This window comes from Streptomyces sp. NPDC051662 (genome assembly GCF_040681655.1).
In the GTDB taxonomy this organism is placed as follows: Bacteria; Actinomycetota; Actinomycetes; order Streptomycetales; family Streptomycetaceae; genus Streptomyces.
The window spans coordinates 1-12,353 of sequence record NZ_JBFAZD010000015.1 but is presented as its reverse complement, the minus strand read 5'-3'; the positions used below and the strand labels follow the sequence as shown (position 1 = coordinate 12,353).

The window sequence follows — 12,353 nt, the reverse complement described above, 5'->3', positions numbered from 1 at the left end:
GGCTGGTGGTGGTTTCCATGTCCCGTTCCTTCTCGCACGATCCGTCCTTTCCTTCTCTTCCGGACTCTTCGCCCGTCCCCTCTCCGCTCTCCTCGCCCTTTCCTTCTCCTTTCCCCTCACCCGCCGCGCCCGAGCCGCGCGGGGTGCCGCCCTTCGATCCGCTACGGGTACGGGGCTCGGGCCGACGGCTGAGCGGAGCCCTGTTCAGGCGGCGGCGCGCAACGGCGGCCGGTCTGGCCATGACGGCTGCCGCGCTGGCCACCGCGGGAGCGGGGGGATCCGTCGGTGCGGCGGCGGACGCCGACGCCCGTGCGGAGTCCGGGGCGCCCGGCGCCGTGGCGGTGGCGACACCGTCCCGGCCGTCCCGCGCTCAGCGGGCCGCCAAGATGGTGTCCGCGCCGGTCCGTATCGCGGACGCGGCGACGGTCCGGCTGCTGCGCCGAGGAGACCGTGTGGATGTGATCGCTGCGGCGGAGGGGGCGCCGGAGGCGAGGGTGGTGGCCTCGGGAGCCCGGGTGATCGAGGTTCCGAGGGCACGGGAGACCGTTGTGGACACCGGGGACGGCGGGGCACTGATCGTCCTGTCCGTTCCACGCGCGACCGCCACGGAGCTGGCCGCCGCGGGCACCACGTCACGGCTGGCGGTGACGCTGTGCTGAGCCGGCTCGTGCGGGACCGGTTCGCGATGAGTCGGCGCGCGATGAGTCGCTTCGTGATGGGCCGGTTCGCGATGGGCCGGCACGTTCGCACTCGCACTGGCGAGCTGTGGGGTCGCCTGATCGCGTCTGCGGATTGGACAGTGTGGGCACGCGCTGCCGTAGGTTGCGAAGCTGATTGTCACCTCTACCGCACATGCGAAGAAAGGCTCACTCGTGAGCAAGGAGAAGGAAAGCGTGTTGGAAGGCTTCAAGGCCTTCCTGATGCGCGGCAACGTGATCGACCTCGCGGTCGCGGTGGTCATCGGCGCGGCGTTCACGAATGTGGTGAACTCGGTCGTCAAGGGTCTGATCAACCCGGTGGTCGGCGCGTTCGGCACCCAGGATCTGAACAAGTACAGCTCATGTCTGAAGTCGCCGTGCGCGACGAACGACGCGGGCGAGGTCGTGAGCGGCATTCCGATCATGTGGGGAACGGTGCTGAGCGCGGTCCTCACGTTCCTGATCACGGCGGCCGTCGTGTACTTCCTGATGGTCCTGCCGATGTCCAAGTACCTCGCCAGGCGGGCCAGGCAGCAGGCCGCCCAGGAGGAGGTTCAGGAAGCCGCGGATGTCAGCGAGCTGGAGGTGCTGAAGGAGATCAGGGACACTCTGATCGCGCAGCGCGGGCCCGGCACGGCCGTCCCTGGACAGACCACCGCCGGTCGGACCACCACTGGCCAGACCGCCCCGGGGCCGAACAATCCGGGGCAGGGAAATTCGTAGCGGCTGATTGCCGCACCGCCGGTCAGAGGTGGTGGGGCGGTTTCTCGTCCAGGAAGCGGGCGAGATCGGCCACGCTCTCATTACCCCCGGCGGGTCGGTCTCCCCAGCCACGGTCCGTGTCGTCCGTCGACTGCTGGTCCAGCGGATCGTCGAAGATCAACGCCGGACTGGGGCGGGGCGGTCGGGACGGCTGGGCCGACGGGGACTGCTCCGCTGCCGGAGGCTCGGGGGTGGGGACGGTGCTCATGGCTCCAGGGTACGGGCGCGTGGTCCCCACCGTAACGGCGGCGGACGTGAGGAAGAGCTCCGGCGTTCCTCGCGTCGGGGCTGGTGGCGGCGACCGTGGCGGCGGCCGTGGCGGTGGGGGTGGAGGTGGCACGTGCCGGGAGCGCGGACCACCGTGGTACGGATGAGGGTTCATGACATCCAATGACGCACTGACCGACGTGGCGGGCCTGCGGGTGGGGCACGCCCGAGTGGCCGGGGACCGGGCGCTGACCGGCACCACCGTCGTTCTCGCCCCGGAGGGCGGGGTGGTGGCCGCGGTGGACGTACGGGGCGGCGGGCCGGCCACCCGGGAGACCGACGCCCTCGATCCACGCAATATCGTCCAGCGCGTCGAGGCCGTCGTGCTGACGGGCGGCAGCGCGTACGGGCTCGACTCGGCGTCCGGGGTGATGGCGTGGCTGGAGGAGCGCGGGCGCGGCATCCGGGTCAGTGCCGATCCGTCCCAGGTGGTGCCGGTCGTGCCGGCGGCCGGGGTCTTCGACCTGGGGCGCGGGGGCGACTGGCGGGTCCGGCCGGACGCGGCGACGGGCCGTGCGGCGGTGGAGGCGGCGGCGAGTACGACGAGCGGGGCACCGGTCGCGGAGGGCGGTGTGGGCGCCGGGACGGGCGCCCTCGTCGGCCCGGTCAAGGGCGGGGTCGGTACGGCGAGCCTGGTCCTGGACTCCGGGATCACCGTGGCCGCCCTGGTCGTGGCCAACGCGGCGGGTTCCGCGATCGATCCGCTGACAGGCGTGCTGTACGGGCGCTACTTCAACGGCCGTACTGCGTACCCGGCGCCTGAGGTCCATGAGGCGGCCCAGCGGCGGCTGGCCGAGCTGCGCGAGCGGAACGGACCCCCGCCGCTCAACACCACGCTCGCCGTCGTCGCCACCGACGCCGAACTGTCCCGGGCACAGGCGCATAAGCTCGCGGGCACGGCGCACGACGGCATCGCGCGCGCCGTCCGTCCCGTGCATCTGCTCAACGACGGGGACACGGTTTTCGCCCTGGCGACGGGTCAACTCCCCCTCGCCAAGAGGGATCCGCTCGCGATCAATGAGGTACTGGCGGCCGGGGCGGACGTCGTGACCAGGGCAATCGTGTCCGCAGTCGAGGCGGCGGAGAGTGTGGCGGGGCCCGGCGGGACGTTCCCGTCGTACCGCGAGCTGTACCGGCTCGACTGACCGGCGTAGTCACCGAGTTGGCGGGGGGCGCGCGGGAACTTCACGTACGCCCCCTTCGTTTTCTCAAACTTAGGACGCGATGTCAGCCCTAGGCACTACGTTATGCAATCACCAAGTGACATGTGGCGACGGCCTGGAGACCCATCTTGAACGATCCCTACGAGACAACCGAGACGCACCTCGAGCGACTCCTGGGTCGGGCACTCAACTCCTTCGACCTGCCGGACGCATTGGTCGAGCAACTGAGCCATGCGCTGGCGCACGCCAGCTCGCTGTGCTCCGCGCACCACAGTGCGGGGTTGCACCGCGAGACATACCGACACACGTATCTGCTCGTCGACGGCAGCGCGCTCAGTCTCTGGGAGCTGGTGCACAACACCGGCCGGGACGAAGCGCGGTCGCACGAGCTGTACGCGGAGGAGTCCGAGGCGCAGTTGGCCGCGGCCCGTCTCTGCCGCCCCGGCAGCCCCGAGGCGCCACGGCTCTCCGACGACGGGGCGGCGGACGCGGACCCGGCGGCGGTGCGCGATCCGGACGGGCCACCCATGGACGATGTCGCGGCGGGTCTGCTCGCGGAGCTGGAGTCCGAGCGCACGGCCGAGATCGACGCGCATCTCGCCCTGCTCCGCGGTCTGCGCGCCATGCCGTCGACCCCGGTTCCACGGCACCGGATGTACTCGCCGGACAACTCCCCCGACCACGCACGCCGGGTGCTGCGCCGGGCGGAGAACGCGGACCGGCCGGGCGAGGAGACCGCGCGGCTGCTCCGGACGGCGTTCGCACACCACATCACACAGGTCTTCGGCAGACAGTGCCAGGTCGAGGGCAAGGACGCCGGGTTCATGCTCTACGAGCACGCGTTCCTGCTGATCGACGGCAGCGAGACGAGCCTGTGGGAGGTGGAGCACACGGCGACTCCGGACGGCCGCCATATGTGCGAGGTGTACGAGACGGAACACCTCGCGCGCGAAGCCATGGAGCTCCGCGCGCAGGTGAGATGACATGAGATGAGGTGAGGACGAGGGTGGGAGCGGGGGGTCGTACGCCGTCAGGGGTGGACGTCGGGGTGGACGACGTACGACTACGAGGACCCGGCTCAGGCGGCTACCGGTACCTTGGCGTCCGCTCCGGCTCCCCCGTCACCGGTGATGCCGTCGGCGGCGCTCCCGGCGTCCGCCGTCTGGTCGGGGCGGCCCGTCCTGCGGGCTCCCTTGAGCAGGATGACCAGCCCGGTGCTCACCGCCGTACCCGCCGCGATCGCGATCAGGTACAGGAACGGATTGCCGATCAGCGGGATCACGAAGATGCCGCCGTGCGGGGCCCGCAGTGTGCACTCGAAGACCATCGACAGCCCGCCGGTGACCGCGCCGCCCGCCATCGCGGAGGGGATCACCCGCAGCGGGTCGGCGGCCGCGAAGGGGATCGCGCCCTCGGTGATGAAGGAGGCACCGAGCACCCAGGCGGCCTTGCCGTTCTCCCGTTCGGTACGGGTGAACAGCCTGCCGCGTACGGTCGTGGCCAGCGCCATGGCGAGCGGCGGGACCATGCCGGCGGCCATCACGGCGGCCATGACCTTGAGGCTGCCCTCGTTGGGGTTGGCGAGGCCGCCGACCGCGAAGGCGTACGCGACCTTGTTGAGCGGGCCGCCCAGGTCGAAGCACATCATCAGGCCGAGAATGACACCGAGGATGATCGCGTTGGCGCCGGAGAGACCGGACAGCCAGTCCGTCAGCGCCTTTTGGAGCGAGGCGATGGGCTTTCCGACCACCAGGAACATCAGGAAGCCGACGATCGCCGAGGAGATCAGCGGGATCACGACGACCGGCATGATGCCGCGCAGTGAGGCGGGAACCCTCAGCTTCTGGATGGCCATCACCGTGCCACCGGCGATCAGACCGGCAGCCAGGCCGCCCAGGAAGCCCGCGTTGATGGTGAGGGCGATGGAGCCGCCGACGAAGCCGGACACCAGACCGGGGCGGTCGGCCATCCCGTACGCGATATAGCCCGCGAGGACCGGTACCAGGAAGCTGAACGCCAGGCCGCCGACCTGGAACAGCAGGGCGGCCCAGCTGGTGTGGTCCGTCCAGATGAAGTGCTCGGCGACGGAAGGAGCCTTGTTGATGGTGTAGCCGCCGATGGCGAAGCCGAGGGCGATGAGAAGCCCGCCCGCGGCCACGAACGGGACCATGTAACTCACGCCGGACATCAGCCACTTACGCAGCTTGGTGCCGTAGCCCTCGCCCGGTTCGCCCGCGCTGTCCACGGGCGAGGCGTGGTCGCTCGCCGTACCGGTGACCTCGCCGCGCTCCGCCTTGCCGCGTACCTCGGCGATCAGCTCGGCGGGCCGGTTGATACCCGCCTTGACGCCTACGTCGACGGTGGGCTTCCCGGCGAACCGCTCCTTCTCCCGTACCGGCACATCGTGCGCGAAGATCACGGCGTCGGCGGCGGCGATGACGGCGGGGTCGAGCCGGTTGAATCCGGCGGACCCCTGCGGCTCGACGACCACCTCGACGCCCGCCTGCCGCCCGGCCTGTTCCAGCGCCTCGGCGGCCATATAGGTGTGGGCGATCCCGGTGGGACAGGAGGTGACGGCGACGACCCGGAAGACGCGGGCGGCGGACTTCTCGGGCTCCTCCACTGCCGAAGGCGCGGCCTGGGGCTCCTTCCCGGCCTGGGACTCCTTCCCGGCCTGGGACTCCTCCCCGGCCACGGACTCGGGCTCGGGCTCCGGCTGCGGCTGCGGCTCGGGCTGCGCCTCCGGCTCGGATCGCGGCTCGGGGGCGGGCCGTGTGGTGTCCTCGCCGCGAATCAGCGACGCCGCCGCGGTCGCGTCCGTCGCCGTACGCAGCGCCGTCGTGAACTCCTCGTTCATCAGGCGCCGCGCCAGGGCGGAGAGGATCGTCAGATGGGCGTCGTCGGCACCGGCCGGGGCGGCGATCAGGAAGATCAGATCCGCGGGACCGTCCGGGGCTCCGAAGTCGATGCCCCGGCCCGAGCGGCCGAAGGCCAGCGTGGGTTCGCTGACATGGGCGCTGCGGCAGTGCGGAATACCGATACCGCCGTCGAGTCCGGTCGGCATCTGCGCCTCGCGCGCGGCCACATCGGCCAGGAAGCCGTCCAGGTCGGTGACCCGGCCCAGGGTCACCATCCGTTCGGCCAGCGAGCGGGCCGCGGCTTCCTTCGTCTCGGCGGCCAGGTCGAGGTCGACCAGGTCCGCGGTGATCATGTCGCTCATCGCGGGCTCCTTCGCTTGCTTATCGCGCGGGTCAGGTGAGTGGGAGAAGAGGCAGGAGGGGGTGGGACAACGGGAGGGGCAGCGGGGTCCCGGGTGGCGGGCGGGGACGGGATCATGAGGCGGGCTCCATGAGAGGACGGTCCAGCGGGATGTCCGCGGTCACCGTGACCGCCGACGGGTCCAGGTCCGCGGGCGACGGCATCACGCTGCCCGGCAGCTGCACGGCCGCCGCGCCGTGCGCGACGGCGGACGCGAGAGCGTCGGGGCCTTCGCCGCCCGCCGCCAGGAACCCGGCCAGCGAGGCGTCGCCCGCACCGACGTTACTGCGGACGGCGGTGACGGCGGCGGAGCCGAAGTACGTCCCCGCGTCCGAGACCAGCAGCTGGCCGTCCGCGCCGAGGCTGGCGAGCACGGACCCTGCGCCATAGGTCCGCAGCTCCTCCGCGGCCTTGACCGCGTCGCCCACCGTCGCCAGGGGGCGGCCGACGGCCTCGGCCAGCTCTTCGGCGTTCGGCTTGACGACGTCCGGCCGTTCCCGGAGGGCTGCCAGCAGGGAGGGGCCCGAGGTGTCCAGCGCGATCCTGGCCCCGGCACGATGCGCGCGGGCGACCAGCTCGGCGTACCACTCCGGTGCGAGGCCGCGCGGCAGACTGCCGCAGCAGGCGATCCAGGCGGCCGCGCCCGCGTGCGTACGGATCGTGGAGAGCAGCGACTCCGATTCGACGGCCGTCAGTTCGGGACCCGGCGCGTTGATCTTCGTCAGGGTGCCGTCCGGCTCGGCGAGCGCGATGTTGGAACGGGTCGCGCCGGCGACCGGCACCGGCGCGACCTCGATGCCCTGCCCCGCGAGCAGTTCGGCGACGAGCGCGCCCGGCGCGCCGCCGAGCGGCAGTACGGCGACCGTACGTCGGCCCGCCGCGGCGACGGCCCGCGAGACATTGACCCCCTTGCCGCCGGGGTCCATGCGCTCGGCCGTGGCCCGCAGCACTTCGCCTCGGTCGAGGGCCGGGACCTCGTACGTACGGTCCAGGCTCGGGTTCGGGGTGACGGTGAGAATCATGCGGCGCTCTCCTGGTCGCACAGCTACGGGTCGCACGGCGACTGGTCGCACAGCTACGGGTCGCACAGCTGGGGGTCGCACAGCTAGACGCACAGCACTTCGGTGCCCGCGGCCTCTACCGCCGCGGCGTCCGAAGGGCTGAGCCCGCTGTCGGTGATGAGCAGGTCGACATCGGCGAGAGCGCCGAAGCGCGCGAAGTGCTCCTGGCCGTGCTTGGCGGAGTCGGCGAGCAGCACCACCCGCCGGGCGGCGCCCACGAGCGCGCGCTTGACGGCCGCCTCCGCGAGGTCCGGGGTGGTGAGACCGCCTTCCGGCGAGAACCCGTTCGTGCCGAGGAAGACGACATCGGCGCGGATCTCGCCGTACGCGCGCAGGGCCCAGGCGTCGACGGCGGCGCGCGTACGGTGCCGCACCCTGCCCCCGACCAGATGGAGATCGATGCCCGGATGATCGGCGAGGCGGGCGGCGACGGGTAGCGCGTGGGTGACGACGGTGAGCCCGCATTCCAGTGGCAGCGCCGCCGCGAGCCGCGCCACGGTCGAACCGGCGTCCAGGATCACGCTGCCGTCCTCCGGCAGCTCGGCGAGCGCCGCGTGCGCGATACGGTCCTTCTCGTCGGCGGCGGTGGACTCGCGCTCCGCGAGATCGGGCTCGAAGTCGAGCCGTCCGGCCGGTATGGCCCCACCGTGCACACGCCGTACGAGCCCGGCCCTGTCCAGGGCCTTGAGATCACGCCGTACGGTCTCGGCGGTGACCTGGAACTCCTCGGCCAGCGACAGCACATCGACGCGGCCGCCCTCACGGGCGAGGCGCAGGATCTCCTGCTGTCGCTCCGGTGCGTACATGTGGTTTTACGTCCATTCCGTGCCCGAACCTGTGGTTTCGGCGACACGCTACGCCCAGATTTCCAGAAAGTAAACAGATCCGGGCACGGTACGGACAGAGTCGGGCGTCAGCCGTTCTCGGTGGCGGCGCTCTCGCCGTGGCCGACGGCTCCCTCATCGTTGGAGTCCCCGGCATCGCCGCCGTAGCCCCCGGCATTCCCGCCGTCGTTCTGGGCCGTCCCGCCGTCGTTCCCGGCGCCCAAGTCGCCGCCGTCCCCAACAGACCCGTCCCCGACAGACCCGTCCCCAACGGACCCGTCGCCGACAGACCCGTCGCCGATCTGAGCGCCGACCGCCGCCAGCGCGGTGGTCACCGGCTGGAAGAACGTCTCGCCACCGACGGTGCAGTCGCCGCTGCCACCGGAGGTCAGACCGATGGCGTTGCCGTCCGCGGTGAAGAGGGGGCCGCCGCTGTCACCGGGCTCCGCGCAGACGTCGGTCTGGATCAGGCCGGTGACCGTACCCTCCGCGTAGTTGACCGTGGCGTCGAGGCCGGTGACCGAGCCGTCGTTCAGCCCTGTGGTGCTGCCCATACGGATCACCGCCTGGCCCACCGTGGCCTCGGCGGCCCCGGTGATCTCCACAGTCTGTCCGTCGCCCGTGTCGACCGTGCTCGGGGCCTGGGTGGTGGCGTCGTCGTAACTGACGAACGCGAAGTCGCCGTCGCCCGGGAAGGTCGCCTGCTGGACGGTGCCCACCGGCGCCCCGCCCGCGGCGTCCGACCACTCGGCGGCGGCGACTCCGCAGTGGCCGGCGGTGAGGAAGCCGGGCGCGCCGTTGCCGTCGATGACGTTGAAGCCGAGAGAGCAGCGCGCGCCGCCGCCGAAGATGGCGTCACCGCCCGCGGCGACGGTCTTGAACTCGCCGGCGGACTTCTTGATACGGGCCGTGTCCGCGCCCAACGACTCGACCGTGGACTCGATCCGGTCCCACTCGTCGCCGGTCACGGTACGGTCCGCCGTGACCTGGATCCGGTTCGTCGTCGGATCGACGGCCCACGCGGTGCCCGGAATGGTGGCCTGCTGCCGCAGTGTCATCGCGGCGGACTTCAGCTGGGCCGTGCTGTTCTTGACGCTCCTCACCACGGCTCCCGCCCTGGTGACTTCGGCACGCAGATCGCTGTCGTCGCCGACGACATTGACGGTGACCTGCCGCCTGTCCTGGTCGTAGTAGGCACCGGCGAAGGCCGGACCCAGCCGCGTGGCGATCCGCGAGGCCAAGTCCCCCGCGGATAAGGCACTCAGCGACTTGGGCGCCGGGGCCGGAGAGGGGTCGGATCCGGTCTGCGAGGCATTGGCCTGGGGCAGCAGAATCGCGGCCGCCACCACGGCGGCAGCACCTCCCCCGGCGAAGACGATCTTCCGCTTGGGTATGCGTTTGTGGCTCAACTCGTGACCTCCTGTGGGGAACGGAGTCCGCTCGTCGGCAGCAGACGAAACGCCCTGGGCGCTATGGGCCTTCATACGGAGGAGACCTGAGTTGTGTTCAGCTCGGCGGTACGCGAACGACGGAGACCCGCACCCTGGCATCTGCCCGGTGCGGGTCTCCGTAGACGAACGGCTGTTACGTCCGAGCGGCCTCCACGGCCGACTCCTCCACCTGTTGCTTCGGTCGCGCCGGTAGCGCGAACATCACCACGAAGATCGCCACGAGCACCGCGACCACCCACCACAGCGCGTGCTGGAATCCGTCCACGAAGGCCGTGCCGACCGCCAAAGGGTCGCCGGCCGAGGCGCCACCGATGTGGTCGTCGACCACACCGAAGAACACCACCGACACCAGCCCGAGCCCCAGCGCGCTGCCCATCTGCTGCGTGGTGTTGATCAGACCGGACGCCGAACCCGCGTGCTCGCGCGGCACCCCGGACAGCACCGCGTCCGTCAGCGGCGCGACGATCAGACCCATGCCGAGCCCCATCACCGTCAGCGGCAGCGCCATCTGCCAGGCATGGATCCCCATTCCGTACCGGCCGGCTTCCCAGATGTAGAGCAGCAGCCCCACGGCCATGGTGAGCGCGCCCGCCTGGAGCACTTTCCGGCCGAAGCGCGGCACCAGCTTCTGTACGGACAGCCCCGCCGCCACCGAGACCGCGATCGAGAACGGCACTCCCGTGAGCCCCGCCCGCAGCGGGCTCCAGCCGAGACCGATCTGCATATAGAGCGTCCAGACCAGGAAGAAGATGCCCAGCGCGACCCCGAAGGTCAGCTGCACGGCGATACCCGCGGCGAAGCTCTTCACCTTGAACAACGACAGCTCGACGAGCGGCGAACCGTCCTTGCGCGTCTTCCTCTTCTCGTACGCCACGAAGCCCGCGAACACCAGCACGCTGCCCGCCATGCACAGGTGACCCCAGAGCGGCCAGCCCAGCTCGCGCCCGCGCGTGAGCGGATAGATCAGCATCAGCAGCGCGGCGACCACCAGCACCACGCCGACCAGATCGAGCCGGAGCGCCTTGGGTGCCTTGGACTCGATGATGAACCTCCGGCCGAGCAGTACGCCCGCGATCCCGACCGGCAGATTGATCAGGAAGATGGGCCGCCACTCCAGCCCGGCGATGTTCCACTGCGTCAGCAGCGCGCCGAGCAGCGGTCCCGAGACGGCGCCGAGGCCGACGATCGCGCCGAACATCCCGAAGACCTTGCCGCGTTCGTGCGCGGGGAAGGTGACATGGATGATCGCGAGCACCTGCGGGACCATCATCGCCGCCATCGCGCCCTGGAGCAGCCGTGAGCCGGCCAGCATCTCCGGGTTCGCGGCGAAGCCGCAGAGCGCGGAGGCGATCGTGAAGCCGGTGATTCCGATCAGAAAGAGCCGCTTGCGGCCGTAGATGTCACCCAGCCGACCGCCGGTGATCAGTCCGGCGGCGAAGGCGAGGGCGTATCCGGCGGTTATCCACTGGATGGCCCCGAAGGAGGCGCCCAGATCCCGTTCGATGCTCGGGATGGCGATATTGACGATCGTGACGTCGACCAGGTCCATGAACGCGGCGGTCATGACGACGGCGAGGGCCAGCCAGCGACGACGGTCGCCGGGCGCGGAAGGCTTGTCAGGAACAGGCACAGACGGTGAGAGAGGAGGAGAAGAAGGAGCGGAAGGAGGAGAGGAAGGCGGAGAAGAAGGGGGAGAAGAAGGGGGAGAAGAGGCGGGCGAAGAACTCATGCGGAGGAAACTAGAGACCATCTAGGCCAGAACATGTCCTAGAGGGCGCGCACCATGGATCCCATGACCGACACCCCGGCGCGGCTCCTCACTCTCCTCTCCCTCCTCCAGACTCCGCGCGAGTGGCCGGGCAGTGAGCTGGCCGAGCGGCTCAGCGTCAGCCCGCGAACGATCCGCCGCGACATCGACCGGCTGCGCGCCCTCGGCTACCCCGTCGAAGCCACCATGGGCGCGGTGGGCGGCTATCGGCTGGTCGCCGGCACCGCCATGCCACCGCTGCTCCTGGACGACGAGGAGGCCGTCGCCATCGCCGTCGGGCTGCGCGCCGGGGCGGGCCATGCCATCGAGGGCGTGGAGGAGGCGTCCGTACGGGCGCTCGCCAAGCTGGAGCAGGTGCTGCCCTCCCGGCTGCGCCACCGCGTCTCCACACTTCAGGCCGCGACGATCCCCCTCGCCCAGGGCGACGGTGCCACCATCGAGCCGCGCACTCTGACGGTGATGGCCTCGGCGGTCACCGCCACCGAGCGGCTGCGCTTCGGCTATCGCTCGGGCGACGGTACGGAGACGAAGCGGCAGGTCGAGCCGTACCGTCTCGTCTCCACCGGCCGGCGCTGGTATCTGGTGGCGTACGACCTCGGGCGCGAGGACTGGCGTACGTTCCGGGTCGACCGCGTCAGCGAGCCCTTCGCCACCGGCGCGCGGTTCCATCCGCGTGAGCTGCCCGCCGGGGACGCGGCGAAGTTCCTGAGCCGGTCGATGTCCCGGATGCAGCCGCGGATGGAGGTGGATGTGAGCTTCCGGGCGCCCGCGCGGTTTGTCGCGGCGAGGCTCCCGGCCCATCTCGGCGCGCCCGAACCCACCGGCCCTGACTCCTGCCGGCTGCGCACCTCGGTGAAGGACTCGCTGGAGTGGCTGGCGCTGCGACTGGCCCTGGTGGACTGCGAGTTCACGGCGCACCGACCCGACCAGCTGACGGACTACCTGCGCGATCTGGGGGCGAGGCTCACCCGGGCGGCCGTCCCGGGAGCGGCATCGTAGGAGCCTCTGCGCGCGGTGGAGGACGCGTTGAGGGAGTCCGGCCTGGACTGGGCCGTCCTGCGACCTGGCGGCTTCGCCTCCAACGCCTTGGCCTGGGCGGAG

The 12,353-nt window shown here is 71.0% G+C and carries 11 protein-coding genes and 1 pseudogene; 6 read left to right on the top strand and 6 right to left on the bottom strand.

What is annotated here, in order from left to right:
* The first annotated feature begins 17 nt into the window (after positions 1-17).
* Positions 18-659 carry a hypothetical protein gene (locus tag AB0M67_RS24295; RefSeq protein WP_365748606.1) on the top strand — a complete coding sequence of 214 codons (642 nt, stop codon included), beginning with the start codon at positions 18-20 and terminating at the stop codon, positions 657-659.
* Between the two features lie 213 nt (positions 660-872).
* Positions 873-1,421 (top strand): large conductance mechanosensitive channel protein MscL, encoded by a 549-nt coding sequence (mscL, locus tag AB0M67_RS24290; protein ID WP_365748604.1) that lies wholly within the window; start codon positions 873-875, stop codon positions 1,419-1,421.
* A 22-nt stretch (positions 1,422-1,443) separates the two neighbouring features.
* Here mscL and AB0M67_RS24285 read toward each other — a convergent pair whose 3' ends face one another.
* Positions 1,444-1,668 carry a hypothetical protein gene (locus AB0M67_RS24285; protein WP_365748602.1) on the bottom strand — a complete coding sequence of 75 codons (225 nt, stop codon included), beginning with the start codon at positions 1,666-1,668 and terminating at the stop codon, positions 1,444-1,446.
* Positions 1,669-1,840: 172 nt separating this feature from the next.
* Here AB0M67_RS24285 and AB0M67_RS24280 point away from each other — a divergent pair, with 172 nt between their 5' ends.
* Together AB0M67_RS24280 and AB0M67_RS24275 are read left to right on the top strand one after the other, a co-directional pair.
* Entirely contained in the window at positions 1,841-2,872 is a 1,032-nt protein-coding gene (locus AB0M67_RS24280; protein WP_365748600.1) for a P1 family peptidase, read from the top strand.
* A gap of 146 nt (positions 2,873-3,018) precedes the next feature.
* On the top strand, positions 3,019-3,873 hold the full coding sequence (locus AB0M67_RS24275; RefSeq protein WP_365748598.1) for a DUF6227 family protein: 855 nt from the start codon (positions 3,019-3,021) through the stop codon (positions 3,871-3,873).
* 95 nt (positions 3,874-3,968) lie between these two features.
* Here AB0M67_RS24275 and AB0M67_RS24270 read toward each other — a convergent pair whose 3' ends face one another.
* From AB0M67_RS24270 to AB0M67_RS24250, 5 genes are all read right to left on the bottom strand, one after another.
* Positions 3,969-6,110 carry a fructose-specific PTS transporter subunit EIIC gene (locus tag AB0M67_RS24270; RefSeq protein ID WP_365748596.1) on the bottom strand — a complete coding sequence of 714 codons (2,142 nt, stop codon included), beginning with the start codon at positions 6,108-6,110 and terminating at the stop codon, positions 3,969-3,971.
* Positions 6,111-6,222: 112 nt separating this feature from the next.
* Positions 6,223-7,170: a 1-phosphofructokinase gene (pfkB, locus tag AB0M67_RS24265; protein WP_365748594.1), complete on the bottom strand. Its 948-nt coding sequence runs from the start codon at positions 7,168-7,170 to the stop codon at positions 6,223-6,225.
* A gap of 83 nt (positions 7,171-7,253) precedes the next feature.
* On the bottom strand, positions 7,254-8,015 hold the full coding sequence (locus tag AB0M67_RS24260; protein ID WP_129766921.1) for a DeoR/GlpR family DNA-binding transcription regulator: 762 nt from the start codon (positions 8,013-8,015) through the stop codon (positions 7,254-7,256).
* Between the two features lie 107 nt (positions 8,016-8,122).
* On the bottom strand, positions 8,123-9,442 hold the full coding sequence (locus tag AB0M67_RS24255; protein WP_365748591.1) for a S1 family peptidase: 1,320 nt from the start codon (positions 9,440-9,442) through the stop codon (positions 8,123-8,125).
* Positions 9,443-9,617: 175 nt separating this feature from the next.
* Positions 9,618-11,048, bottom strand: a complete 1,431-nt coding sequence (locus AB0M67_RS24250) for an MFS transporter (RefSeq protein WP_365748893.1) — start codon at positions 11,046-11,048, stop codon at positions 9,618-9,620.
* Positions 11,049-11,276: 228 nt separating this feature from the next.
* On the opposite strand from AB0M67_RS24250, the gene AB0M67_RS24245 reads away from it, so the two are divergent.
* The gene (locus AB0M67_RS24245) at positions 11,277-12,251 is read left to right on the top strand and encodes a YafY family protein (protein ID WP_365748589.1); all 975 of its coding nucleotides are present in this window, start codon (positions 11,277-11,279) and stop codon (positions 12,249-12,251) included.
* Positions 12,252-12,257: 6 nt separating this feature from the next.
* Positions 12,258-12,353: pseudogene (locus AB0M67_RS24240) on the top strand (NmrA family transcriptional regulator); the annotation flags it as partial.